The organism is Paraburkholderia sp. J7 (genome assembly GCF_905220155.1).
Lineage (GTDB): Bacteria > Pseudomonadota > Gammaproteobacteria > Burkholderiales > Burkholderiaceae > Paraburkholderia.
Map to the genome: position 1 here is coordinate 394,972 of NZ_CAJMYZ010000004.1, position 24,983 is coordinate 419,954.

Annotated in this window: 17 protein-coding genes; 9 read left to right on the forward strand and 8 right to left on the reverse strand. The window is 66.6% G+C overall.

Features of this window, described 5'->3' with window-relative positions; genetic code table 11:
• Window positions 1–111: 111 nt before the first annotated feature.
• From U5A58_RS09275 to U5A58_RS09290, 4 genes are all read left to right on the forward strand, one after another.
• Window positions 112–666, forward strand: a complete 555-nt coding sequence (locus tag U5A58_RS09275; RefSeq protein WP_321961211.1) for a superoxide dismutase family protein — start codon at window positions 112–114, stop codon at window positions 664–666.
• A 172-nt stretch (window positions 667–838) separates the two neighbouring features.
• A complete protein-coding gene (gene dcd / locus U5A58_RS09280) occupies window positions 839–1,408 on the forward strand; it encodes a dCTP deaminase (RefSeq protein ID WP_028207739.1) in 570 nt (189 codons plus the stop codon).
• Between the two features lie 81 nt (window positions 1,409–1,489).
• Complete coding sequence (locus U5A58_RS09285) at window positions 1,490–3,769, forward strand: arginine/lysine/ornithine decarboxylase (protein ID WP_321961212.1); 2,280 nt, start codon at window positions 1,490–1,492, stop codon at window positions 3,767–3,769.
• An 18-nt stretch (window positions 3,770–3,787) separates the two neighbouring features.
• Window positions 3,788–4,513, forward strand: coding sequence for a lysozyme inhibitor LprI family protein (locus tag U5A58_RS09290; RefSeq protein ID WP_321936477.1), 726 nt, complete (start codon window positions 3,788–3,790; stop codon window positions 4,511–4,513).
• A gap of 12 nt (window positions 4,514–4,525) precedes the next feature.
• Here U5A58_RS09290 and U5A58_RS09295 read toward each other — a convergent pair whose 3' ends face one another.
• The 3 genes from U5A58_RS09295 to U5A58_RS09305 all read right to left on the reverse strand — a co-directional run bounded on the left by U5A58_RS09295 (window position 4,526) and on the right by U5A58_RS09305 (window position 8,081).
• The gene (locus tag U5A58_RS09295; protein ID WP_321961213.1) at window positions 4,526–5,455 is read right to left on the reverse strand and encodes a bestrophin family protein; all 930 of its coding nucleotides are present in this window, start codon (window positions 5,453–5,455) and stop codon (window positions 4,526–4,528) included.
• 266 nt (window positions 5,456–5,721) lie between these two features.
• Window positions 5,722–7,128 carry an argininosuccinate lyase gene (argH, locus tag U5A58_RS09300; protein ID WP_321947809.1) on the reverse strand — a complete coding sequence of 469 codons (1,407 nt, stop codon included), beginning with the start codon at window positions 7,126–7,128 and terminating at the stop codon, window positions 5,722–5,724.
• A gap of 128 nt (window positions 7,129–7,256) precedes the next feature.
• Window positions 7,257–8,081 (reverse strand): helix-turn-helix transcriptional regulator, encoded by an 825-nt coding sequence (locus U5A58_RS09305; protein ID WP_321961214.1) that lies wholly within the window; start codon window positions 8,079–8,081, stop codon window positions 7,257–7,259.
• A 200-nt stretch (window positions 8,082–8,281) separates the two neighbouring features.
• Here U5A58_RS09305 and U5A58_RS09310 point away from each other — a divergent pair, with 200 nt between their 5' ends.
• A complete protein-coding gene (locus tag U5A58_RS09310) occupies window positions 8,282–9,046 on the forward strand; it encodes a class I SAM-dependent methyltransferase (protein ID WP_321961215.1) in 765 nt (254 codons plus the stop codon).
• 91 nt (window positions 9,047–9,137) lie between these two features.
• Here U5A58_RS09310 and ppc read toward each other — a convergent pair whose 3' ends face one another.
• Window positions 9,138–12,239 (reverse strand): phosphoenolpyruvate carboxylase, encoded by a 3,102-nt coding sequence (ppc, locus tag U5A58_RS09315; protein WP_321961216.1) that lies wholly within the window; start codon window positions 12,237–12,239, stop codon window positions 9,138–9,140.
• A 544-nt stretch (window positions 12,240–12,783) separates the two neighbouring features.
• Between ppc and hemC the strand changes: the two genes are divergently transcribed.
• The 3 genes from hemC to U5A58_RS09330 are packed head-to-tail and all read left to right on the forward strand — an operon-like array spanning window position 12,784 to window position 17,213.
• Complete coding sequence (hemC, locus tag U5A58_RS09320) at window positions 12,784–13,836, forward strand: hydroxymethylbilane synthase (RefSeq protein WP_321961217.1); 1,053 nt, start codon at window positions 12,784–12,786, stop codon at window positions 13,834–13,836.
• Window positions 13,833–16,010: a fused uroporphyrinogen-III synthase HemD/membrane protein HemX gene (gene hemDX / locus U5A58_RS09325; protein ID WP_321961218.1), complete on the forward strand. Its 2,178-nt coding sequence runs from the start codon at window positions 13,833–13,835 to the stop codon at window positions 16,008–16,010. The genes hemC and hemDX overlap by 4 nt, the downstream gene beginning before the upstream one ends.
• A gap of 3 nt (window positions 16,011–16,013) precedes the next feature.
• On the forward strand, window positions 16,014–17,213 hold the full coding sequence (locus U5A58_RS09330; protein ID WP_321961219.1) for a heme biosynthesis protein HemY: 1,200 nt from the start codon (window positions 16,014–16,016) through the stop codon (window positions 17,211–17,213).
• Window positions 17,214–17,300: 87 nt separating this feature from the next.
• Here the strand turns inward: U5A58_RS09330 and U5A58_RS09335 are convergent, their stop codons facing one another.
• The 3 genes from U5A58_RS09335 to U5A58_RS09345 all read right to left on the reverse strand — a co-directional run bounded on the left by U5A58_RS09335 (window position 17,301) and on the right by U5A58_RS09345 (window position 21,059).
• On the reverse strand, window positions 17,301–18,620 hold the full coding sequence (locus U5A58_RS09335) for an MFS transporter (RefSeq protein WP_321912698.1): 1,320 nt from the start codon (window positions 18,618–18,620) through the stop codon (window positions 17,301–17,303).
• A 198-nt stretch (window positions 18,621–18,818) separates the two neighbouring features.
• A complete protein-coding gene (locus U5A58_RS09340) occupies window positions 18,819–19,577 on the reverse strand; it encodes an SDR family oxidoreductase (RefSeq protein ID WP_321912696.1) in 759 nt (252 codons plus the stop codon).
• A 42-nt stretch (window positions 19,578–19,619) separates the two neighbouring features.
• Complete coding sequence (locus U5A58_RS09345; protein ID WP_321961220.1) at window positions 19,620–21,059, reverse strand: aldehyde dehydrogenase family protein; 1,440 nt, start codon at window positions 21,057–21,059, stop codon at window positions 19,620–19,622.
• A 307-nt stretch (window positions 21,060–21,366) separates the two neighbouring features.
• Here U5A58_RS09345 and ppa point away from each other — a divergent pair, with 307 nt between their 5' ends.
• Window positions 21,367–21,894 (forward strand): inorganic diphosphatase, encoded by a 528-nt coding sequence (gene ppa / locus U5A58_RS09350; protein ID WP_116611852.1) that lies wholly within the window; start codon window positions 21,367–21,369, stop codon window positions 21,892–21,894.
• 74 nt (window positions 21,895–21,968) lie between these two features.
• Here ppa and U5A58_RS09355 read toward each other — a convergent pair whose 3' ends face one another.
• Window positions 21,969–24,824: an EAL domain-containing protein gene (locus U5A58_RS09355; protein ID WP_321961221.1), complete on the reverse strand. Its 2,856-nt coding sequence runs from the start codon at window positions 24,822–24,824 to the stop codon at window positions 21,969–21,971.
• Window positions 24,825–24,983: the final 159 nt, after the last annotated feature.

Consider the following 24,983-nt stretch of genomic DNA (forward strand, 5'->3'; position numbering starts at 1 on the left):
GCATGGGGACAGATAGGCGCGCGGCGCGCCGCGTGCGCGGTATCATGTGGGCTTCATCGGGTCCGGTATGGCGGCAGCAACGGGGCTGCCGCCGCCCGGCAAGAGGATCGCATGGATAAAGGACACGACAGGCAAGCGGGGAATGCGCACGTCGTCTGGAGGATCGCGCTCGTCGCGCTGTGCAGCAGCGCGCTGCTTGCGGGCTGCACGAGCTTCATGGGCCAGCAGGACAAGCGTGCGAACGCGCAGCTGCTGCCCACCGTCGGCAGCCAGGTGCGCGGCACGGTTTCGTTCGTCGAGCACTCGGACGGCGTGCAGGTGAGCTACAACCTCGCGGGCCTGCCGCCCGACAGCGATCACGCATTGCAGGTGCACGAGCGCGGCGACTGCAACGCCACCGACGCCTCGAGCGCCGGCGCCGTGTTCGCTCCGGCCGCGGAGCACCTGAAGCCCGGCGCGCGCGTGGAAGGGGACCTCGGCAACATCCACGCGGATTCGAATGGCGTGGCGACGGGCTTTATCGTCGCACCCGACGTCTCGCTCGACGGCGTGCGCTCCGTGCTGCAACGCGCGGTGATCGTGCATCGGGACGCCATCGACCCCTATGCCTACCCGCAGCGCGGCACGGGCCCGGCGCTCGCCTGCGGCCTGATCCGCGCCGAGTGAGCGCGGCCGAATGTGGCTGAGCGTGGCTGAATGCGACATTTGCGGCCGCGCGAAGCGTAGTTCCAGGCACGCCGATCCACATCGCGTAAAATAGGCGCCTTTCGCACGCGGCGCCCGCCCGGTGGGTCCGTCCGCATGCATTCCCGACCCGATTTCTCGTTAAGTAGCGAACATGGCAATCAAGTCCGACAAGTGGATCCGGCGCATGGCCGAAGAGCAGAAGATGATCGAGCCGTTCGTGCGCGATCAGGTCCGGATGTCGGAAGACGGCCGCAAGATCGTGAGCTATGGCACCTCGAGCTACGGCTACGACATCCGTTGCGCCGACGAATTCAAGATCTTCACGAACATCAACTCGACGATCGTCGATCCGAAGAACTTCGACGAAAAGTCGTTCGTGGACTTCAAGGGCGACGTCTGCATCATTCCGCCCAATTCGTTCGCGCTCGCGCGCACGGTCGAGTATTTCCGCATTCCGCGCAACGTCCTGACCGTGTGTCTGGGCAAGTCCACCTATGCGCGCTGCGGGATCATCGTGAACGTCACGCCGTTCGAGCCCGAGTGGGAGGGCTACGTGACGCTCGAATTCTCAAATACGACACCTTTGCCTGCGAAAATCTACGCGAACGAGGGTGTGGCTCAAGTGCTGTTCTTCGAAAGCGATGAGATCTGCGAGGTCTCGTACGCGGATCGCGGCGGCAAGTATCAAGGCCAGCACGGCGTCACCCTGCCGAAGACCTGACGCACACAACCACCGGACACAACGACATACGGGGACCGCTGCGCGTTATATGCAGCGGTCGTTTCTTTTGGAGAATCGCCCATGAAGTTTCGTTTTCCCGTCGTCATCATCGACGAAGACTTTCGCTCCGAGAACATCTCGGGTTCCGGCATCCGGGCACTGGCCGAAGCCATCGAGAAAGAGGGCGCGGAAGTCCTCGGGCTGACGAGCTACGGCGACCTCACGTCGTTCGCGCAGCAATCGAGCCGCGCGGCCTGCTTCATTCTCTCGATCGACGACGACGAGCTGCTGCCCTACGTGGAAGGCTCGGATGGCGAAGCGCCGGAGCACGCGCCCGCGATCGTCGCGCTGCGCGCGTTCATGGAGGCGGTGCGCAAGCGCAACGCCGACATCCCCATCTTCCTGTACGGCGAAACGCGCACCTCGCGCCATTTGCCCAACGACATCCTGCGTGAGCTGCACGGCTTCATTCACATGTTCGAGGACACGCCGGAGTTCGTCGCGCGCCACGTGATTCGCGAGGCGAAGGTGTATCTCGACGCGCTCTCGCCGCCGTTCTTCAAGGAACTCGTGAAGTACGCCGACGAAGGTTCGTACTCGTGGCACTGCCCGGGTCACTCGGGGGGCGTGGCGTTCCTGAAGAACCCGCTTGGCCAGATGTTCCACCAGTTCTTCGGTGAGAACATGCTGCGCGCCGACGTCTGCAACGCGGTCGAGGAACTCGGCCAGTTGCTCGATCACACGGGCCCGGTCGCGGCCTCGGAGCGCAACGCGGCGCGCATCTTCAGCGCCGACCACGTGTTCTTCGTGACCAACGGCACGTCCACGTCCAACAAGATCGTCTGGCACGCCACGGTGGCGCCGGGCGACATCGTGCTGGTGGATCGCAACTGCCACAAGTCGATCCTGCACGCGATCACGATGACGGGCGCGATTCCCGTGTTCCTCACGCCCACGCGCAACAATTTCGGCATCATCGGCCCGATTCCGCGCGACGAGTTCAAGCCGGAAAACATCCGCAAGAAGATCCTCGCGAATCCGTTCGCGCGCGAGGCGCTCGAGAAGAACCCGAACATCAAGCCGCGCATCCTCACGATCACGCAGAGCACGTACGACGGCGTGATCTACAACGTCGAGATGATCAAGGATCTGCTCGGCGACATGCTCGACACGCTGCACTTCGACGAAGCCTGGCTGCCGCACGCCGAGTTCCACGAGTTCTACCAGGACATGCACGCGATCGGCGCGGGCCGTCCGCGCACGAAGGCGCTCGTGTTCGCCACGCACTCCACGCACAAGCTGCTCGCCGGCATCTCGCAGGCTTCGCAGATCGTGGTGCAGGACTCGGAAGACAGCGCATTCGACCGCCACCGCTTCAACGAGGCGTATCTCATGCATACGTCCACGAGCCCGCAGTACGCCATCATCGCGTCGTGCGACGTGGCCGCGGCGATGATGGAAGCGCCGGGCGGCCCGGCACTCGTGGAAGAGTCGATCGCCGAAGCGCTCGACTTCCGCCGCGCCATGCGCAAGGTCGACGCCGAATACGGCGACGACTGGTTCTTCCAGGTCTGGGGTCCGGACGAGCTGGCGGAGGAAGGCATCGGCTCGCGCGAAGACTGGATGCTGCGCCCGAACGACCACTGGCACGGCTTCGGCGCGCTCGCCGAAAACTTCAACATGCTCGACCCGATCAAGGCGACCATCGTCACGCCGGGCCTGGACGTGGACGGCGAATTCGGCGACACGGGCATTCCGGCCGCGATCGTCACGAAGTACCTGGCCGAGCACGGCATCATCGTCGAGAAGACGGGTCTCTACTCGTTCTTCATCATGTTCACGATCGGCATTACGAAGGGCCGCTGGAACTCGATGGTCACCGAGCTTCAGCAGTTCAAGGACGACTACGACAACAACCAGCCGCTGTGGCGCGTGTTGCCCGAGTTCGTCGCGCAGCATCCGATGTACGAGCGCGTGGGCCTGCGCGATCTGTGCCAGCAGATCCACAGCGTCTACCGTGCCAACGACATCGCGCGCCTCACGACCGAGATGTACCTCTCGAGCATGGAGCCTGCGATGAAGCCTTCGGACGCCTTTGCGAAGCTCGCGCACCGCGAGATCGACCGCGTGCCCGTGGACGAACTCGAAGGCCGCGTCACGTCGATCCTGCTCACGCCGTATCCGCCGGGCATTCCGCTTCTGATTCCGGGCGAGCGCTTCAACAAGACGATCGTGAATTACCTGAAGTTCGCGCGCGAGTTCAACGAGCGCTTCCCGGGCTTCCACACCGACATCCACGGGCTCGTGGGCGAGACCATCAACGGCCGCATCGAGTATTTCGTGGATTGCGTGCGCGACTGAACGCGCGAGGGCAGGGCAATGTTAGGTGGTTCATCGGCGCGGCTAACGCGTTTCTTTGCTGCGACGGGCTCGGCGCTGTCGTTGGTCTCGGTGGCCACGGTGCTGTTCGCCGTGGCGCCGGCGGCGCATGCCGAGGTCGCGGCGGCCGACCCGATCGACACGGCCATGCGCACGTGCCTCGCGCGCGCGGACCGGTCGTCGACGGCCGGGCAGATCCAGTGCATGGACGACGCGCGCAGCGCGTGGCGCACGGCCGCCGGCACTGCCCTCACGCAACTGCTCGCGAAGTTGCCGCCCGCGCAGCAAAAGCGCTGGCAGCTGAGCCAGCAGAAGTGGGTGGCCTGGCGCGACGCCGAGGACACCATGCTCGGCGCCGCGTTCGCGACCACGAGCGGCAGCACCTACCCGCTCTACGAGGCGGACATGCGCCTGCAACCGGTGCGCGAGCGCGCGCTCGCGCTGCGCAACCAGGCGGCCACATACAGCGGCGACACGCCGCAGGCGCGCGCCTGCAGCGCCGACGCGCGCTGCGAGCACGTGAGCTACGACCTCAATCGCTACTACCGTCAGCTGTATGCGCGCATGCCGAAGCACGCGCGGCCGACGCTCGCGCGCGCACAAAGCGATTGGCGCGCGTATCGCGACGCGACCACGCCGCTCATCGACGAGCATGCGCGGCTCGATCTGCTAGGCGGGCGTCTTGCGACCTTGAAGCGTCTGGCCGAGACGGTGAACAACCACTGAGGCCGCGGTTGTTCAGTCGATGATGAACTGCTCCGGCGCACGCGTCGGCAGCGACGTGGGCTCGCCCATCAGGTCGTGCAACGCGACCTCGATGCCGGACGACATCATGTTGAGCGCGAGGTCGTTGTCCTCGGTGCCGAACGGGTCTTCGAGCTGCGAGGCGATCGCCTCGTGGGCCATGAACGCGTAGGCCACGAACACGGCGAAGATCGGCGTCAAACCGCCAATGCTGTCGACGAGGCCGAACGGCAGCATCGCGCAGAAGAAGTACACGGTGCGATGAATCATCACCGTATAGGCGAACGGCAGCGGCGTGGAGACGATGCGCTCGCAACCGCCGATCACGTCTGAAATTCCATTGAGATTGTGCTCGAACGCGAGCACCGCGTAGCCGTCGAGGCGCCCTTCGCGCGTCTCGCGCCGGACCCATTCCGAGGCGCACAGCATGAGCGTGGCCGGCCGGTAGCGCGAGGCCATCACGCGCTCGAACAGTGCGAGCGGCAAGCGTGCTTCGAGATCGGCGCGCGGGTCGGTGTTGCGCAATTGATGGCGCAGCGCATGCGGCAGCGCGGCAAGCATTCCGGCCAATTCACGCGCTCGCTCGCGCGTGGCGGCTTCGTCGCTGTTGCGAGGCAGCGTGAGCGCCTCGCGCACCAGCGAACGCGTTTCGTTGAGCATTTGCCCCCAGAGCTTGCGGCCTTCCCAGTAGCGGTCGTAGCTCGCGCTGTTGCGAAAGCCGAGAAACACCGCAAGCGCGATGCCGATCAGCGAAAACGGCACCGTGCTCAGGTTCACCGTGAGCTTGAGGATGTGATCGTGTGCGGCCACCGCGATGATCGAGAGGACCAGCACGATGAACAGGCGCGGCAAAAGCTGCGGCAACACGGAGCCGCGCCACGCGAGCAGCATGCGGAACCAGTGGAGGTGAGGGCGGACGATCATGGAGCAGGTAGTGGAAGCGAAGACAAACCTGACGGAGCAATACGTCAGTATGGCGCGGGATCGTAGGCCATGGCGTGCGACTGCCGGGCGCACACTTCCGGCATTTTGCTGCGGGTACAGCGCGTTGTCATGCGCGCTGTTATCCGTCTCGTCATCCGCCTCGTCATGCGATGCGCCGCCGCAAAAACAAACCGGGCGCGCGACGGGGTCCGTCGCGCGCCCGGTTGGCCTGCGAGTGCGGGCGCATTGCGCCCGCCAGGCTGCGCTTACTTGAGTGCCGCGCGCGCCGCCGCGATGGCCGCACGCACCTGCTCGGGCGCGGTGCCGCCCGCATGGTTGCGCGCCGAGACCGAGCCTTCGAGCGTCAGCACTTCGAACACGTCTTCGGCCAGCAGGTGCGAAACGGCCGGCAGTTCGCGGCGCATCTCGTCGAGCGTGAGGTCGGCGAGATCGCAGTTGCGGTCCACGCAGATGCGAACGGCGTGCGCCACCGCTTCGTGCGCGTCGCGGAACGGCAGGCCCTTCTTCACGAGGTAGTCAGCCAGATCCGTGGCCGTGGAGAAGCCTTGCAGCGCTGCCGCGCGCATGGCCTGCTCCTTGACCGTGATGCCCGCCACCATCTCCGCGAAAATGCGCAGCGTGTCCGCCACCGTATCGACGGTGTCGAACAGGGGCTCCTTGTCTTCCTGGTTGTCCTTGTTGTACGCGAGCGGCTGGCCCTTCATGAGCGTGAGGAGCGCCATGAGGTGGCCGTTCACGCGGCCAGTCTTGCCGCGCGCGAGTTCCGGCACGTCCGGGTTCTTCTTCTGCGGCATGATCGACGAGCCCGTGCAGAAGCGGTCGGCCAGGTCGATGAAGCCCACGCGCGGGCTCATCCACAGCACCAGTTCTTCCGAGAAGCGCGAGACGTGCGTCATCACGAGCGCGGCGGCTGCCGTGAATTCGATCGCGAAGTCGCGGTCGGAGACGGCGTCGAGCGAGTTCGCGCAGATGCCGTCGAAGCCCAGCGTCTTCGCCACGGCGAAGCGGTCGATCGGGTAGCTCGTGCCCGCGAGTGCCGCCGCGCCGAGCGGCAGACGGTTCACGCGCTTGCGGCAGTCCACCATGCGTTCGGCGTCGCGCGTGAACATTTCCACGTAGGCGAGCAGGTGATGGCCGAACGTGACCGGCTGCGCCACCTGCAGGTGCGTGAAGCCGGGCATGATCGTGCCCGAGTGCTGTTCGGCGAGATCGAGCAGCGCGCCGCGCAGGTCGCCGAGCAGGCCGCCGATGCGGTCGATCTCGCCGCGCAGCCACAGGCGGATGTCGGTCGCGACCTGGTCGTTGCGCGAGCGGCCCGTGTGCAGACGCTTGCCTGCATCGCCGATCAGGGCGGTCAGGCGCGCTTCGATGTTCAGGTGCACGTCTTCGAGGTCGAGCAGCCACTCGAATTCGCCGCGCTCGATCTCGCCCTTGATCTTCGCCATGCCGCCCTGGATGGCGGCGAGGTCGTCGGCGGAGATGATCTTCTGCGCGGCCAGCATCGACGCGTGCGCGAGCGAGCCCTCGATGTCGACCAGCGCGAGACGCTTGTCGAAGAAGACCGACGACGTGTAGCGCTTGACCAGCTCCGACATGGGTTCGGAGAAGCGAGCCGACCAGGCTTCGCCTTTTTTGTGCAGTTGGGACGTCATGGTGATGGGGCGTGAACGAGCGTGATGAGCGTGAAAAAGCGCGGGCCGCGCGGCGCGTTACGTCTCGCACGGCATGAAAGACCACAATTTTAACATTGGCCGCCTGCTGGACCGTCGCCGGGCGGCGTTCAGAGCCGCACCAGCACCACGAGCTTGAGATCCTCGCGGTGAGCGGGCTTGAAGGTGATCTGGTCGTAGGCGATGCGGCCGTGCCGCGGATGGTTGAACTCGCGGCGGCCGCCTTCGCGCTCGAACACGTCCTGCGAGGCCCAGAAGCGTGCGAACTCGTCGCTCGCGGCGATCAGCGAATCGATCAGCGCGCGCGTGGGCGCATCGTTCAGATGGCGGATCGAGTCGGCGCGGAACTCGGCGGCGAGGCGGCGCGCGCGCGTTTCCCAGTCCACGATCAGCTCGCGCCCGAGCGGCTCGGTGAAGGTGAAGCGCAGCAGATTGCGGTCGTGCTCGCCGTCGAGCCAGCCTGTGAAGAGGTCCGCCGCATGGGCGTTCCACGCGAGCGCGGTCCACTGGCGGTCGAGCACGTAGGCGGGGGCGTCCACGAGCTTCACGGTCTGCAAGAGCGTGGCGGGGGCGTCCGCGGCGGTGGCCGGGTCGGGCTCGGCGGGGTCGCGCTGCGCGGCCAGTTCGAACAGATAGGCGCGTTCGGCGCGCGAGAGCCGCAGCGCGACGGCGATGCGCGCGAGCGCGTCTGCCGAAGCCGAAACCGGGCGGCCCTGCTCGATCCACGTGTACCAGGTCGGGCTCACGCCGCACAACTGCGCGACTTCTTCGCGGCGCAGGCCAGGCGTGCGGCGGCGCGGGCCCGGCGGCAGGCCGACCTCCGCAGGCGAGAGACGCTCGCGATGGGCGCGGATGAATTCGCCCAGCGCGCGGGCGGGCGTCGCGTCGAGGGTTTTGGCGGAGCCGCTGGCGGCGGCGGGCGTGTCGAGGCTCATGAGGTGTGGGACAGGTGGCGGTGATACCAGAATAATCGCTTAACTTGTACTGGTACAAAACGGCCTCTATTGTAGCGTCTGACGCGGCGACGGGCCGCCACGTCAGACCGCCCGGAGATTGCAGAACCCGCTACGCGCAGCGCTCGACGCTTCGCGCCCTACATAAAGCACCGCATAAGAACCCGCAAAAGGAGCATGCGATGAAGCATCACGATCAGGTCGCCGACGCATTCGGCTCGACCGCCGCCGCCTACCTCACGAGCCAGGTCCACGCGAGCGGCGCGGATCTGGAGAACCTCGCCGCGACCTTCGCGGCCACCTGCGGCAATGCGACGGTGCTGGACATGGGCTGTGGCGCAGGCCACGCGAGCTTTGCCGTGGCGCCGCACGTGCGTGAAGTCGTGGCCTACGACATCGCCCCGCAGATGCTCGCTACGGTTCAAGCCGCCGCGAAGGAGCGTGGTTTGACGACCGTGCGCACGCAACAGGGTGCGGCGGAAACGCTGCCGTTCGCCGATGCGAGCTTCAACTGGGCCGTGAGCCGCATGAGCGCGCATCACTGGCGCGACGTGCCGCGCGCGCTGGCCGAGGTGCACCGCGTGCTCAAGCCAGGCGGCCGGCTGAAGTTCATCGACATTGCGGGCATCGACGATCCGCTTTACGACACGCATATTCAGGCGATCGAACTGTTGCGCGACGCTTCGCACATTCGCGACTATCGCGCCGACGAGTGGATTGCGATGCTCGACGCCGCCGGCTTCGATGCGAAGGTGAGTGAGCGCTGGCGCATCGCACTCGACTTCGAATCGTGGGTCACGCGCATGCGCACGCCGCCCGAGCGCGTGACGGCGATCCGCTCGATGTGGGAGCGCGCGCCCGATGAAGTGCGCCAATATTTCGATGTGCAGAGCGATTTCTCGTTCAAGCTCGACGCGCTGATGATCGAGGCGACGCGGCGCGACTGAAGCGAGGTCATGGCAATAAAAAACGGCGTCGTGCCCGCGAAGGCACGACGCCGTTTGCACATGAGCACGGCGCGAACGCTTGACCCGTCGCTTAACCCGTATTGCGCAGCCCCGCCGCAATCCCGTTGATCGTAAGATGAATCCCGCGCTGCACGCGCGGGCTCGGGTCGCCGGCGCGATAACGCTTGATCAGCTCCACCTGCAAGTGATTCAACGGATCGAGGTACGGGAAGCGGTTCTTGATCGAGCGTGCGAGCAGCGGGTTGTCGGCGAGCCGTTCGGCCGCCCCCGTGATCTCGCCGAGCACCTTCGTCGTGCGCTCCCATTCGGCCACGATGCGCTCGAACACGAGCTTGCGCAGCTTCTTGTCGGCCACGAGCTGCGCGTAGCGCGAGGCCACCGCGAGGTCGGTCTTCGCGAGCGTCATGTCCATGTTCGAGAGCAGATTCGAGAAGAACGGCCAGGTCTTGTACATCTTCTTGAACATCGCAAGACGGCGCGCGCGCTCGGCGTCGCTGCCCGCATCGTTGAGGTATGAAGACACCGCGCTGCCAAAGCCGTACCAGCCCGTGAGCAGCAAGCGGCACTGGCCCCACGAGAAGCCCCACGGAATCGCGCGCAGGTCGTCGATCTTGCGGTTCTTCGGGTCCTGCAGCTTGCGCGAGGCCGGACGGCTGCCGATATTCAGCTCCGCGATTTCCGTGATCGGCGTCGAGGCGAAGAAGTAGTCGGTGAAGCCGGGCGTCTCGTACACGAGCGAGCGGTATGCGGCCATTGCGGCGTCGGAGAGCTGCTGCATCGTCTCTTCGAAGGCGGGCAGTTGATCGGGCGCGTTGCCCGCGCCGCCCATCGGCAGCAGCGTCGCTTCAAGCGTCGCGGCAATGACCGTTTCGAGGTTGCGGCGGCCGATCTCCGGATTGCCGAACTTGCTCGCGATGACTTCGCCCTGTTCCGTGAGGCGGATCTGGCCTTCCACCGTACCCGGCGGCTGCGAGAGGATCGCGTTGTAGGTCGGGCCGCCGCCGCGGCCTACCGTGCCGCCGCGGCCGTGGAACAGACGCAGCGTGATGCCGCGCTGCTTGTACAGCGCGACGAGCGCCAGCTCCGCACGATACAGCTCCCAGTTCGACGTGAGGAAGCCGCCGTCCTTGTTGCTGTCCGAGTAGCCGAGCATGATTTCCTGCTCGTTGCCCTGGTGCTCGACAATGCCGTCGATGCCCGGCAGCGCGAGCAGGTCGCGCATGATGCCCGGCGCGTGGCGCAAGTCGGGAATCGTCTCGAAGAGCGGGATCACCATCAGCGCGGCCTTCGCGGGGTCTTCCGCGTGGCCGAGGCGCCCGCTCACGAGGCCGGTTTCCTTTTGCAGCAGCAGCACCTCGAGCAGGTCGGAAACCGTTTCGGTGTGCGAGATGATGTAGTTGCGCACCGCGCGCGCGCCGAACTTCTCGCGCGTCACGCGCGCCATTTCCAGCACGCCCAGCTCGCTCTTCACGAGGTCCGAATAGTCGAGGTACGGCGAGCGCAGCGTGCGCGGATCGGCGAGCTGCGCGAGCAGCACGATCTGCTTGTCTTCTTCCGAAAGCGCCGCGTAGTCGGCTTCGACGCCGGCGCGCGCGAGCAGCTCCGTAATCACCGCTTCGTGAATGTCCGAGCTTTGGCGCAGATCGATCGAGGCGAGATGGAAGCCGAACACGTCGACGGCGCGCATGAGCGGCGCGAGACGCGTGGTCGCGAGCGACGCGCCATGATGCTCGGCGAGCGAATCCATCAGGATATGCAGGTCGCGCGAGAACTCATCCGCATCGGCATAGGGCTTGGCGCGCACCGGCGCGGCGTTGCGGCCCGCGCTGCGCACGGCCACCACGCCTTCGCCCAGGCGCACGCGTGCGCTGGCGGCGAGGCGCGTGTACACGCCGATCAGCGCGCGGCGATACGGCTCGTCCACGCGGTGCGGCGACTGGTCGGGCGAGGCTTCGGCCAGCGCCTTCAGTTCATCGCTTGCTCCCGCGAGCAGGTTCGACACCGAAAGCTCGGCGCCCAGACGGTGCACCTCGTCGAGGTAATGCTGGAGGATCACCTGTGCCTGGCGCTCGCTCGCTTCTTCGAGCGTGGCGGCGGTGACGTTCGGGTTGCCGTCGCGGTCGCCGCCAATCCAGCTGCCCATCTGGAAGAACGCGGGCAGGCGCGCCGAAAGGCCGTGCTCCTTCAGCTGCGTTTCGATCTCGCTGTAGAGCGCGGGGATCTCGGTGAGGAAGGTCGTGTGGTAATACGAAAGCGCGTTCTCGATTTCGTCGCCAACGGTCAGGCGCGAGTCGCGCAGCATGCGCGTTTGCCAGAGCGAGGTCACGCGTGCGCGCAGCAGTTGCTCGTTGTGTTCGAGTTCGCGGTGCGTGAGCGGCTGGTCGCGCTCGGTGAGCAGGCGCGCGATGTCGTGCTGCGAGTCGAGCGTGCTCTTGCGCTGCACTTCGGTGGGGTGCGCAGTGAGCACGGGCACGATCAGCGCGTCGTTGAAAAACTGCTGGAGCACCGGCGTCGCGGCGGAGCCCGCTTGCGCGAGACGTTCGAGCGAATGGGCGATGGTGCCGGCCTGCGGCGCCGAGCCCGCGAGGTCGTGAATGCGGCGGCGGCGATTGCGGTGGCGATCTTCAGCGATGTTCGCGAGATGCGAGAAGTAGCTGAACGCGCGCACGACGCTCACGGTCTGCTCGGGCGAGAGCGCGCGCAGCTGCTTCTCCAGCGCGAGTGCATCGGCGTTGTCGTCCTCGCGGCGAAAGCGCACTGAGGTCTGACGAATGGTCTCCACCACGTCGAACACGGCGTCGCCTTCCTGCTCGCGCAGCACGTCGCCGAGCAGGCGGCCCAGGAAGCGGATGTCTTCGAAGAGCGGCTGGTCCTTGTCGTCGCGCGCGCGGCCGTTGCGCGAGACGCCGGCGCCCGCTTTCGGGGCTTTCGCCGCCTTCGGGGCCTTCGTGGCTTTAGCGGCCTTCGGCGTCTTCACCGCCTTTGCTGCCTTGACGGCCTCGGCGGCCTCTTTGGCCTGGGTCGCCGGTTTGGTCGTGACGGATTTCGTGGTCTTCGTAGTCTTCGTCGTTTTCGCCGGTTTCGTGGACGGCGTGGCCGGTGCGGCCTTCGAAGTTGCGTTCTGCGATGCGGTGTTGCGGCGCTCTGCGCGCGCCGAGCCTGAAGACTTCACGATGTTTTCCTTGAGGCTTGCCAGGATATGGGCAGGTTAGTCGGAGAACTACCAACTGCATGGCCGCGGCGCGTGCCGGGCCGTGTACTGCGGGTGCAACCTGGAGAGGGTGGAAGGTGCCACCCTGCGTGAGCCGTGCGGATAGTGCAGAGGCGGTGCGGGCCGCCAAAGGCGGTGCGCCGGGTGCAGGCGTTGCTGGAGAGTGCGCCGTTGCGAGCGCGTACACAAGCCGAAGCGCCACCGCGGCGATGGCCGCAGCCATGCGGGCTGCGCATGCGCAACGCGTGCACCCTGCGCGCGCCAGTCACGCAGCCTCTTCGGGCCGCCGTGTCCACGACGTATCGCCATTGGTCGGCTCGCGGCCCATTGCGTACCAAATTGCCTACGATGAATACGTAAGCGCCGCGTGCAACGCCTGAGTCTCTTCCTTGCCGCCGCCCGCGCCTTCCCAGCCTGTCCCTGCGGGGAGGCGGTAAAAAGGGCGCGTGCTAACATTGCCTGTTATCCGATCCTGCTTTTCATCCCGTCATTCGATGTACTTGCCATGAACTCCGAGACGTTATCCGCGCCCATGCCCCGCACCCTGGTGATCGCTTCGCGGGAGAGCCGCCTCGCGATGTGGCAGGCAGAGCATGTGCAAGCTGCGCTGCACAAATTATATCCAGCCTGCGACGTGAAAATTGTTGGAATGACGACACGCGGCGATCAAATTCTCGACCGCACGCTTTCGAAGGTGGGCGGCAAGGGTCTTTTCGTGAAGGAACTGGAGCAGGCGCTGGCCGAGGGCCGCGCCGATCTCGCGGTGCACTCGCTCAAGGACGTGCCGATGGAGTTGCCCGAAGGCTTCACGCTCGCGGCCATCATGGAGCGCGAGGACCCGCGCGACGCGTTCGTCTCCAACGACTACGATTCGCTCGCCGCGTTGCCCGCGGGCAGCGTGGTGGGGACGTCCAGCCTGCGCCGCGAGTCGATGATCCGTGCGCGCTATCCGCATCTCGAGGTGAAGCCGTTGCGCGGCAATCTCGACACGCGCCTCGCCAAGCTCGACCGCGGCGACTACGCGGCCATCATTCTCGCGGCTGCGGGCTTGAAGCGTCTTGGCCTCGGCGCGCGCATCCGTGCGCTGATCGAGCCCGAGGACAGCTTGCCGGCGGCGGGCCAGGGCGCGCTCGGCATCGAAATCCGCGTCGACCGCGCCGATATCGCCGCATGGCTCGCACCGCTGCACGACGACGCCACCGCGAAGGCCGTCGAGGCCGAGCGCATGGTTTCGCGCGCACTGGGCGGCAGCTGCACGGTGCCGCTCGCGGCCTACGCGCAGTGGCACGACGGCATGCTCGCGCTGCGCGGCACGATCGCCACGCCCGACGCGAGCCGTGTGCTCGCCGCGCAGGAGGCCACCGCGGCGTCCACGGTCGACGAGGCCGTCGCGCTCGGCCGCCGCGTTGCCGACGACCTCATCGCGCAAGGCGCGCTCGAGATCGTGCGCGCGCTCGCGGATGCGGCCCAGGCCGCCGACGGCCCGAATACGGCGCCTCAAACAGGCGCTGCCATGAACAACCCAACCGGCACGGGCGAAGGCCCGGCCTCCCGATGATGGCCGGCCCCTGGCAACCGCGCGGCAACGCCGGCCAGCCCGACGAGTGGGGCGGCCCGGGCGACGCCTCCACCGGCGCGAAGCGCGCGTCGTCGGCAAGCGCGGATAGCGGCAGCACGCCGTTCACCGTCGTCATTACCCGGCCGGCCGGTCAGTCGGATGGGCTCGCCGGGCAGCTCGCGCAGCGCGGCATGCGCACGCTCGACTTCCCGCTCATCTCCATTGCGCCCGTGACCGACGAAGCGCCGATGCGCGCCGCGCTCGGCGCGCTCGAACGCTATGCGCTCGTTGTGTTCGTTTCGCCTAACGCCGTCGATCGCGCGTTCGCATGCTATGCCTCGGTGTCCTCGATCTGGCCGCCCGCGCTGCCCGTGGCCGTGGTCGGCCCGGCGAGCGTGGCCGCGCTCGAGCGTCACGGCGTGGCCGAGCCCGAGCATCGTGTGGTGAGCCCTGCGGGCGCGGGGGAAGAAGAGCCTGCGCGCTTCGATTCGGAGTCGCTTTACGCAGCGCTCGAGAAGACCTTCGGCGCGGACGCCTTTGCCGGCAAGCGCGTGCTGATCGTGCGCGGCGACGGCGGCCGCGAGTGGCTCGCCGAGCGTCTGCGCGAAGCGGGCGCCGAGGTGGAGACCGTAGCGGCATACCGCCGTGTCGTGCCCGAGCCGCCCATCGCCACGTGGACACAGGTGCACGCGCTGCTCGAAGGCGCGCCGCACGCGTGGCTCGTCACGAGTTCCGAGGGCGTGCGCAACCTCGACGAACTCGCGCGCGAGCACCTCACGGCGGGCGAGATCGTCGAACTGCGTCATGCGCCGCTCGTCGCGCCTCACCCGCGGATCGCCGAGACGGCGCGCTCAATGGGTTTTGATAGGATTACGGTGTCCGGCGCGGGCGACGAACGCATCGTCGAGACGCTGCTAGGCCTCGCTTCTTCCGTTGTTCAACCGGTTCAGAACACTCCGGCCCAGACGCCGGCCAACCCACGCATGACAGATTCGAACAACTCAAGCAGCACAGCAAACCAGGGTGCCGTCGCCACGGGCGCGGCGGTTTCCTCCGGCGCGTCGGCTTCGGCCAGCGCGTCGGCGCGGCCGTCGTATGCGTCGTCGGCCGCGGGTTCTTCCGCGCCGCTGACGCCGCCGCCGGGCGCAGGCGGCGCACGGCGCGGCGCGAGCATGGGACTGCTGTGGCTCGTCGTGGTGCTGGTCGCCGCGGGCTCGGGCGCAGGCGGCTATCTCCTCAATCGCAAGCTCGATGGCCTCGGCATGCAGGCCATCCAGCGCCAGCAGGCAGGCGAGCAGCAAATTGCCGCACTGCGCGCGCGCGCCGACGAGGCCGTCTCGGGCGCGCAGCAGCTCGATAAACAGATCGCCCAGCTCGAAGGCAAGATCGCCGACGCACAGACTTCGCAGCAGGCGCTCGCGCAGCAATACGCCGATCTTTCGAAGAGCCGCGACGACTGGACGCTCGCCGAAGTCGGCCAGATGCTCTCGAGCGCGAGCGAACAGCTCCAGCTCACGGGCAACACGCAGCTCGCGCTCTTCGCGCTGCAAAGCGCGGACACGCGCCTCGCCGCTTCGGAGAACGCGCAGGCCATCGCCGTGCGCAAGGCCATCGCGCAGGACATCGACAAGCTCAAGGCCGCGCCGTCCACGGACCTCACAGGCCTCGCCATCAAGCTCGACACCGCGCTCGGCCAGATCGACTCGCTGCCGCTCTCGGGCGAAGCGATCGTCGCGCATACGAAGCCCGAAGCTGCGCAGCCCGCCGATGTCGCAAAGGTTGCCGCCGCGACCAACCAGGCGAAATGGAAGGTGTGGATCGACACGTTCGTCGACGGCGTGGGCAAGCAGATCGCGAGCCTCGTGCAGGTGCGCCGCATCGATAACGCGGACGCCATGCTCGTGTCGCCCGATCAAGGCTACTTCGTGCGCGAGAACCTGAAGCTGCGTTTGCTCTCGGCGCGTCTGTCGCTGCTTTCGCGCAACCAGGACACGCTCAAGTCCGACCTCGCGGCCGCCGACGCCACGCTGGCGCGCTACTTCGACGGCGCCTCGAAAGACACGCAAACCGTGCGCGATCTGCTCAAGCAAGTGAACGACGGCTCGGCCGCCGTCGCGCTGCCCACGCTCGACACGAGCCTGAAGGCGATCCAGCAATACCGGAGCCGGGGGTAAGACATGGCGATCCGTGGACTCCTCTGGCTCGCGCTTCTCTTCGCGATTGCCGTCGCGCTCGCAACCGTCGGGCGCTTCGACACCGGGCAGGTGCTGCTCGTCTATCCGCCGTATCGGGTAGACGTCTCGCTCAACCTGTTCGTGGTCGGCATCGTGGTGGCCTTCCTGCTGCTGTACGCGATCCTGCGTTTCGCGCGCAACATCGTGACGATGCCGCGCCGCGTGGCTGCCTACCGTGCGCGCATGCGCACCGAGAAGGCGAACTCGGCGCTGCGCGACGCCGTGGGCAATCTCTACGCGGGCCGCTTCTCGCGCGCCGAGAAGGCCGCGCGCGATTCGCTCGCTGACATCAAGAACACGAGCGCCGCGGGCCTGATCGCCGCAACGGCCGCGCATCGTCTGCATGAATACGCGCGCCGCGACGAATGGCTCACCCAGGTCGACGACCCCGACCTGCAGGAAGCGCGCCTCATGGCGACCGCCGACATGCGCGCCGACGGCCGCGACGCCGATGGCGCGCTCGCCGCGCTCACCGAAATGCGCACGCAGGGCGGCCGCCGCATTCACGCTCAGCAGATCGCACTGCGCGCCCAGCAGCAGCTGAAGAACTGGAGCGAAGTGCTCAAGCTCGTGAAGACGCTGGAAAAGCGCGAGGCGCTGCACCCGGCCGTGGCCGTGCGTCTGCGCCAGCTCGCGGCGGAAAACCTGCTGCGCGATCGTCGCCACAACGCCGACGCGCTGCTCGAACTGTGGCAGTCGCTCTCGAACGTCGAGCGTCACTCGCCGCGTCTGGCCGATTGCGCCGCCGAACTGCTGATCGCGCTCGGACGCCCGGCCGACGCACGCAAGATTGTCGAGGAAGCGCTCGCGCAGAACTGGGACGCGCGCCTTTTGCGCCGCTATCCGGACACGGCTGGCAGCGACGCGCTGCCGCTCATCCAGAAGGCCGAGGCGTGGCGCAAGGAGCGCCCGGATGACGGTGACCTGCTGTTCGCGCTGGGCCGCCTGTGCCTGAAGCAGCAGCTGTGGGGCAAGGCGCAGTCGTTCCTCGAAGCCGCGCTCAAGTCCGCCGACACCACGCAGAACGAGCCGCTCAAGATCCGCTCGCATCGCGCACTCGCGCGCCTGCACGAGCAGCTCGGCGACGGCGACAAGGCTGCGTCGCACTATCGGGAAAGTGCGCTGTCGATGAACGTGGTCTAAGGAAGCTCACTGCAAATCCGAAGTCCCATCGAAAACGGCCGCCTGCAAAACAGGCGGCCGTTTGTTTTTGGAGAGCCTCGGACTGCTTCAGCGATTCACGAGTTTCGCCGGTGCGGAAAGTGCGAGCAATCCGCCCAGGATCATGAACGCTGCGAGCATGTACATGCCCGAATCGTTGGCCTTCGTGGCCTCCTTGAGCCAGCCCACCGCATACGGGCTCAGGAAGCCCGCGAGATTGCCGATCGAGTTGATGAGCGCGATGCCGGCCGCCGCGGCTGTGCCCGAGAGCCAGGCCGTGGGCAGGCTCCAGAACAGCGGCAGCGTGGTCAGAATGCCGATGGTCGCGATGGTGAGCGCCGTCATGGCGAGCGTGGTGTCGTGCGCCCAGGTGACCGAGAGCACGAGGCCGATCGCGCCGATGACAGCGGGAATCGCGATGTGCCAGCGGCGCTCACGCGTGCGGTCGGCGCTCTTCGCGAAGAGCACCATGCCGACCACGGCCGCCGCGAACGGAATCGCCGAAAGCAGGCCGATCGTGAGCGCGTCTTTCACGCCCGTCGCCTTGATGATGGTGGGCAGCCAGAAGCTCACGCCGTAAAGGCCCATCACGAACGAGAAGTAGGTGAGGCTCATGACCAGTACGCGCGGGCTCGTGAGTACGCTCATGAGCGGCGGGTCTTCCTTGGTGGCATCTTCGGCGGCGATGTTGCGTTCGAGCAGCGCGCGCTCTTCTTCGGTGAGCCACTTGGCTTTGCCGATGCGGTCGTCGAGCACGAAGAACACCAGCACGCCGACGATCACCGAGGGCAGCCCTTCGAGCAGGAAGAGCCACTGCCAGCCCTGCCAGCCATTCGCACCGTCGAAGGACTTGAGAATCCAGCCCGACACCGGCCCGCCAATCACGCCCGAAAGCGCAATGGCCGTCATGAACCACGTGGTCATGCGCCCGCGCCGATGCGCCGGATACCAGTAGGTGAGGTAGAGGATGATGCCGGGAAAGAAGCCCGCCTCGCACAGGCCGAGCAGAAAGCGCATCACGTAGAACATGGTGGGCGTGGTGACGAACATCGTCAGGATCGAGACGAGGCCCCACGTGACCATGATGCGCGCGATCCATACGCGCGCGCCCACGCGATGCAGGATCACATTGCTTGGCACTTCGAACAGAAAGTAACCGACGAAGAAAATGCCCGCGCCGAAGCCATAAACCGCATCGGAGAGATTGAGTGCCGAACTCATCTGCAGCTTGGCGAAGCCTACGTTCACGCGGTCCAGATACGCGACCACGTAACACAGCATGAGAAGCGGAATGAGCCGCCACGCGACTTTGCGATACGTGGCTTCCTCGAAGGCGGAGGGCGGTGCGCCCGCTCCCGCTTGCGGCAGGTGATTCGCTGGACTGGCCATGGTGTCTCCTTTGTCGACCGGAGATGGCGCTCCGGTCCCATGCAGAGCAAGATCTTGCTCATTGGCGTGTTTGTTGTATTGCCGCCGTGTTATGGCGGGTATTCGACGCGAAAGCACGACCATTCTATACGCGCCGCCGTGGCGCGACGGCGCGTTACGCTCGGGGAAAACACCGATTAGTCAACGACTTGGCGCGCACTACACGCAGCGGCCGCCATCGACTTCGATGCAGGTGCCGGTGATGAACGCGGCTTCGTCCGAGGCGAGATAGAGGCACGCGTTGGCCACGTCCTGCGGCGTGGAAAACCGTCCGAGCGGGATGGTTGCGATAAAGCGCTGGCGGTTCTCGGGGGTGTCGGGCACGCCCATGAATTCCGCCGTGAGGCCCGTGTCGCCAATCACGGGGTTCACGCAGTTCACGCGAATCTGGTCGGGGCCCAGTTCGGCGGCGAGCGCCTTGCTGGCCACGATCATCGCGCCCTTGCTGCCGTTGTACCAGACGAGCCCCGGCCGCGGCCGGATGCCCGCGGTCGACGCGATGTTGACGAACGCGCCGCCGCCACGCTCGCGAAAATGCGGCACGAACGCGCGCACGCTCCAGTAGAGCCCCTTCACGTTGACGGCGTAGACGCGGTCGAACTCCGCTTCGCTCACTTCGAGCACGGGCTTGTTGCGATGCGTGGTGCCCGCGTTGTTGACGACGATCTGCACGCTGCCGAAGTCTTCGATGGCGGCTTCGCGCAGCGCGTGCCAGTCGGCTTCGCGCGTGATGTCGCCTTGCACCGCGATGGCCCGTCCGCCCGCGAGCGCGATCTCGCTCGCCACGCGCTCGGCCGCATCGCCGTTCAGATCGTTGATGACGACGTTCGCGCCTTCGCGCGCATAGGTCTTGGCTATGCCTTCGCCGAAGCCCGAACCGGCGCCTGTCACGACAGCCGTCTTGCCTTTGAGTCGCATGGTGTCTCCGTTTGTCTGGTGCTTGCTTGACTGCGTAAGGGTTCAGCCGTGCCGGATCGCGATTGTTTTCAGCACCGTGAAGCCATAGAGCGCCTCGAAGCCTTTTTCGCGCCCATGCCCCGAATGCCGCGTGCCGCCGAACGGCAATTCGACGCCGCCCCCCGCGCCGTAGTTGTTGACGAAGACCTGGCCCGCGCGCACGCGCCGGGCAAGACGCATCTGGCGCGCGCCGTCGCGCGTCCAGATGCCGGCGACGAGGCCATAAAGCGTGCCGTTGGCGAGCGCGAGTGCTTCTTCCTCGCTCTCGAAAGGCATGGCCGCGAGCACCGGCCCGAACACTTCTTCCTGCGCAAGACGGCTTTGCGGTGGCACGTCGCGCAGCAGGGTCGGGACTTCGTAGAAGCCGCCGCTCGGCGCATCGGCCTCGAGCCTGCCGCTCGCCGCCGTGGCGATACGGCAAGCGGTGGCTTCGTCGAGAAAGCCGCGCACGCGCTGGCGCTGCTTCTCGTTGATGAGCGGGCCGCAGTCGAGGTCGGCGCTGGCGGGGCCCACGCGCAGCTTGCCGAACGATGCAGCGAGCCGGTCGATGAGCGGCTCGTACGCACTACGCTCGATCAGCACGCGGCTGCCCGCTGAACAGGTCTGCCCCGCGTTCTGCACGATCGCGGCCACGAGCACGGGGAGCGCCGCGTCGAGATCGGCATCGGCGAAGACGATTTGCGGCGATTTGCCGCCCAGTTCCAGCGTGACGGGCACGTGGTGCTCGGCGGCCATCTGCGCGACGAGCTTGCCCGTTTGCGGCGAGCCGGTGAACGAGATGTGGTCGATGCCGGGATGCGAGGAGAGCGCCGCGCCCGCCTCATGCCCCAGGCCCGTGACGATGTTGAGCGCCCCGGCGGGCAGGCCCGCTTCGCGCGCCAGTTCGGCCACGCGCAAGAGCGACACGCAGGCGTCCTCGGCGGGCTTCACCACGCACGCGTTGCCGGTGGCGAGCGCCGCGCCCACGCTGCGGCCGAAGATCTGCATCGGGTAGTTCCAGGGCACGATGTGGCCCGTCACGCCGTGCGGCTCGCGCACCGTGAGCACCGTGTAGCCGCTCTGGTAGGGCAGGGTTTCGCCGTGCAGCTTGTCGGCGGCGCCGGCGTAGAACTCGAAATAGCGCGCGAGCGCGGCGGCGTCGGCGCGTGCCTGCTTGAGCGGCTTGCCGGTGTCGCGCGCTTCGAGCTGCGCGAGTTCCTCCTTGTGCTGGAGGACAAGACCCGAAAGCGCGAACAGCAGCCGCCCGCGCTCAGTGGCGCTCAATGCGCCCCATGCGCCCTCGAAGGCCTTGCGGGCGGCGCTGACAGCGTCGTTGATGTCGGCGGCATTGCCGCGCGCAAGCTGCGCGAAGGGCTGGCCGGTGGAGGGATCGATCGCGGCGAGCGTTTCGCCGCTGGCGCTCGCTTGCCATTCGCCGCCGATGAAGTGCTTCGCTTCTTCCATGCATGCGCCTCGTAAATGGGGGTGAAACGAGGGAGGGGAAACGCAAAACGGGAAACGTCGCCGGAGCGTGCCTCGGATGGCCCGATGGCGGGCCGCGCCGGCGGATTCATTATCGCGCCAATTGCAGGCCCTACGCGCAGGAATTCAGCAGGCACTTCATCGGCGTGCGGGAAAGCCCTGGGCCGAAGCGCCGGCCGTCCTGGCCCGCCCTGGCCGATTGGCTATAATGGCGTCCATCCTCCAACGTCCGTTCGCGCGGGTTTTGCGCGCGAACCGTCGCTTTTTCCCTTCTCAACAGAGAGCGCTCATGAGCTTTGCAAATGTCCCCGCCGGCAAGGATCTGCCGCAAGACTTCAACGTGATCATCGAGATTCCCGCGCAAAGCGATCCGGTGAAATACGAAGCCGACAAGGACCTGGGCCTGCTCGTCGTCGACCGTTTCGTCGGCACGGGCATGCGCTATCCCGTGAACTACGGCTTCATTCCGCAGACGCTCTCGGGCGACGGCGACCCGGTCGACGTGCTCGTGATCACGCCGTTCCCGCTGCTGGCAGGCTCCGTCGTGCGCTCGCGCGCGCTCGGCATGCTGCAAATGACCGATGAATCGGGCGTCGACGCGAAGCTGATCGCGGTCCCGCACGACAAGGTCTGCCCGATGACGGCCAATCTCAAGTCGCTCGACGACGTGCCCGAGTACCTGAAGGACCAGATCAAGCACTTCTTCGAGAACTACAAGTCGCTCGAAAAGGGCAAGTGGGTCAAGGTCGAAGGCTGGGTCGGCATCGAAGCCGCCCACAAGGAAATCACCGACGGCGTGGCGAACTTCAAGAAGTAAATCGCACGCTTCAGGTTCGATCGAAAAACCGCACGCGCTCGCGAGGGCCGTGCGGTTTTTTCTTGGGCGTTCGACTAGCCCACTTCGGCGACGTCGCGCAGTTCCGGCCCGCGCAGGATGCCGAGCCGCGCGGGCCTGCCCACGCCGTAGCCCTGCGCGTAGTCCACGCCCATCGCGATCATCCAGTCCACGATGGCGGCGTCCTCCACGCACTCGGCGATCGTAAGCTTCCCCGCTGCGTGCGCGACCTGGTTGATCGAACGCACGATGGCCTGGTCCAGCGGACTGTCGATGATGCCGCGGATAAAGCTGCCGTCGATCTTCAGATAGTCGACGTGCAGATGTTTGAGGTAGTTGAACGACGACATGCCCGCGCCGAAGTCGTCGAGCGCGAAACGGCAACCCTGCGCGCGCAGGCGCTCGATGAGCTTGATCGCATCGTCCATGTTCGTGATCGCGGCGGTTTCGGTGATCTCGAAGCACACGCGCTCGAACGGGATGGACCAGACGCGCTGCTGCGCCTCGATATAGTCGGCGAGCTGCTCGTCGCCGAGCGAGGCGCCCGAGAGGTTGATCGACCAGGTGCCGTAATCGTGCGTGCCTTCGGCGATCATCGCGAACGCGCTCGCGATCACCCAACGGTCGATGGCCGGCATGAGGTCGAAGCGCTCCGCCGCGCCGATAAAGGCCGACGGCTCCACAAGCGCGCCGGAAGCGGTCTGCATGCGCAGCAGCAGTTCGACGTGCGTGTCGTCGGCCGACGATGCCTGCGCGAGCGAGAGAATCTTCTGGCCGAACAGGCAGAACTGGCCGTTTTCGAGCGCGGCCTTGATGTCGGAGACCCATGCCATCTGGGCGTGGGTTTGCGAGAGTTCCTCGTCGTCATAGCGAAAGCGGTGCACGCGGTTGCGGCCTTTCTTCTTCGCCATGTAGCACGCCACGTCCGCGGCCTTCATCACTTCCTTCACGGAAACGAGGCCTGCCGCTTCGCTGACCAGTCCGATGCTCACGCTCGTCTGCACGATGCGACCGGCGCCCGTGAAGCGGATCGCGGCTATGCCCGCGCGCAGGTTCTCCGCAAGCAGCGATGCGTGCGCCGCCGTGCAGTGCGGCAGCACGACGCCAAATTCGTCGCCGCCCAGGCGCGCAATGATGTCCTCGCCGCGCAGCTCGTTTTTGAGCACGCGGCAGACCTGGCGGATCAGTTCGTCGCCGGTCGAATGGCCGCACGTGTCGTTGACGACCTTGAACTGGTCGAGGTCGAGAAACATGACCGCGTGGCCATGTCCCGGCTGCCCCGGCTGTGTATTGCCACCGTCGTCGAGCAGCGCGGCGAGCCGCCGCTCGAATTCGCGGCGGTTGTAGATGTCGGTGAGCTCGTCGTGGGTCGCCTGGTAGGCGAGGCGGGCCGCGTGTTCGCGCAGTGCGCTCACGTCGTAGAGCACGATCACCGTGCCGATCACCCGGCGCTGCACGTCGCGCAGCTTCGACACCGAGTAATCGACAGCGAGGCGCGAGCCGTTCGGACGCATCACGTGGAGCGTCACGCCGCCTGTGTCGTCTGTCGCAGCCGTCGCTTGTGAATTGATCAGGATATCGAATCGTTGTGGCTCGTGCGCGTCGTTGCGCAGGTCGCAGATTGCGTCGAACGGCTGCGCGAGCATATCGGCGGCCGCGCGGCCGAGCATGCGTTCGGCCACGGCGTTGCAGTAGGTCACGCGCGCGTTTTCGTCGGTGCGGATCACCGCTTCGCCGATCGAGGCCAGCGTGACCTCCGCCAGTTCGCGTTCGGTATAGGCCTTCGCTTCGGCCGTCCTGAGTTCGGTGATGTCGAACAGGCAGCCGACCATACGCACGGCGCGCCCGCGCGCGTCGCGCACCGCCTGGCCGCGTGCGCGGCACCAGCAGTAAGTGCCCGCGAGCGTGCGCAGACGAAATTCCACATCGAATGGCGTTGCACGCGCAAGGTGTTGGCGCAACGCGTGGCGCACGAGCGTGAGATCGTCGGGATGGACGAGCTGAGTGAGGCCGGTATCGCTTTCGAAGCGCGTGCCCACGTCATAGCCGAGCTGCTCGTACAGCCAGTTCGAGAAGTAGCATTGGCGGCTGCCGACCTCCCAGTCCCAGAGCCCGGCGTTGATGCCTTCAAAGCCTAGTGTGAGGCGCTCCTCGTTCTTGCGAACCTCGGCTTCGAGGCGGTCGCTGCGTGCGAGCGCACGGCGGATGAATTGCGAGAACACGCCGAGCAGCACGATGGCGGAGGCGGCGAGCGCGAGTGTCAGGAGCGAGCGCGTGGCGCGTGCCGCGTCGTCGAGCGAGCGGGAGAAGCCGCTTTCGATGGGCGCGAGCTGGCTGTCGATTTCGCGCAGTTCGCGCACGAGGTTGGCGGACTCCGGCGCGTGCAGCCGGCCCGACTGCGCGAGTGCGTGCAGGCGCTCGCCTGTATCGGCGAGACGCAAGATAAAGTGGTCGCCGATATCCCAGAACGCCACCGCCGGGCGCATCCACGGCGTGTTCTTGAGCGTGCGGTAGCCCCAGGTCATGCCGTCCATATCGTCGGGCGCGATCCGGCCCAGCTCGAAGCCGCGCCGGATCGCTGCGGTGTCCGGTTGCGCGCGGTTCATTTCCAGCTTGGCCGCCCGGTCGCCGAGCGGCACGGCAATGCCGGAGAGGAACGTGCGGTAGTCCGTTTCGTCGCCGGTGCGCGCATAGCGCTCCAGGGCGTGAACGGCGTCCTTCTGACCCTTCGACCAGCTGCTTTCTCCTGCCACATAGGCAAGCAGGATCGACATGATCGAGAGACTGGCCGCGGCGATCACCGCCATGACGGCCGCGAGCAGCCATAGCGGCAGCAGGACCGCGGTCGTGCGCCGCAATCCGTGCCAACCGGGGGCAAGCCGGCTCGTCTCCGCCTTAATAGGTCTCTGCATGCCTCACCGGCCCCGTCCGAGGTGAAATGAGCGCGCACGCCGGGGGCTAGGACCGGCGTCTTGTGCGCAATAACGGCGGAGGCTGCGGGCGGCTTTAGGCTTTACGCGGGGTGTTCGATGAAAAGAGCAAACGCCCGTTTGGCAAGACGTTTGCTCGGT

What these genes read in the sequence shown, in the direction of transcription:
- U5A58_RS09275 (WP_321961211.1), top strand. Translation starts at nt 112, where the DNA reads ATGGATAAAGGACACGACAGGCAAGCGGGGAATGCGCACGTCGTCTGG.
- dcd (WP_028207739.1), top strand. Translation starts at nt 839, where the DNA reads ATGGCAATCAAGTCCGACAAGTGGATCCGGCGCATGGCCGAAGAGCAG.
- U5A58_RS09285 (WP_321961212.1), top strand. Translation starts at nt 1,490, where the DNA reads ATGAAGTTTCGTTTTCCCGTCGTCATCATCGACGAAGACTTTCGCTCC.
- U5A58_RS09290 (WP_321936477.1), top strand. Translation starts at nt 3,788, where the DNA reads ATGTTAGGTGGTTCATCGGCGCGGCTAACGCGTTTCTTTGCTGCGACG.
- U5A58_RS09295 (WP_321961213.1), bottom strand. Translation starts at nt 5,455, where the DNA reads ATGATCGTCCGCCCTCACCTCCACTGGTTCCGCATGCTGCTCGCGTGG.
- argH (WP_321947809.1), bottom strand. Translation starts at nt 7,128, where the DNA reads ATGACGTCCCAACTGCACAAAAAAGGCGAAGCCTGGTCGGCTCGCTTC.
- U5A58_RS09305 (WP_321961214.1), bottom strand. Translation starts at nt 8,081, where the DNA reads ATGAGCCTCGACACGCCCGCCGCCGCCAGCGGCTCCGCCAAAACCCTC.
- U5A58_RS09310 (WP_321961215.1), top strand. Translation starts at nt 8,282, where the DNA reads ATGAAGCATCACGATCAGGTCGCCGACGCATTCGGCTCGACCGCCGCC.
- hemC (WP_321961217.1), top strand. Translation starts at nt 12,784, where the DNA reads ATGAACTCCGAGACGTTATCCGCGCCCATGCCCCGCACCCTGGTGATC.
- hemDX (WP_321961218.1), top strand. Translation starts at nt 13,833, where the DNA reads ATGATGGCCGGCCCCTGGCAACCGCGCGGCAACGCCGGCCAGCCCGAC.
- U5A58_RS09330 (WP_321961219.1), top strand. Translation starts at nt 16,014, where the DNA reads ATGGCGATCCGTGGACTCCTCTGGCTCGCGCTTCTCTTCGCGATTGCC.
- U5A58_RS09335 (WP_321912698.1), bottom strand. Translation starts at nt 18,620, where the DNA reads ATGGCCAGTCCAGCGAATCACCTGCCGCAAGCGGGAGCGGGCGCACCG.
- U5A58_RS09340 (WP_321912696.1), bottom strand. Translation starts at nt 19,577, where the DNA reads ATGCGACTCAAAGGCAAGACGGCTGTCGTGACAGGCGCCGGTTCGGGC.
- U5A58_RS09345 (WP_321961220.1), bottom strand. Translation starts at nt 21,059, where the DNA reads ATGGAAGAAGCGAAGCACTTCATCGGCGGCGAATGGCAAGCGAGCGCC.
- ppa (WP_116611852.1), top strand. Translation starts at nt 21,367, where the DNA reads ATGAGCTTTGCAAATGTCCCCGCCGGCAAGGATCTGCCGCAAGACTTC.
- U5A58_RS09355 (WP_321961221.1), bottom strand. Translation starts at nt 24,824, where the DNA reads ATGCAGAGACCTATTAAGGCGGAGACGAGCCGGCTTGCCCCCGGTTGG.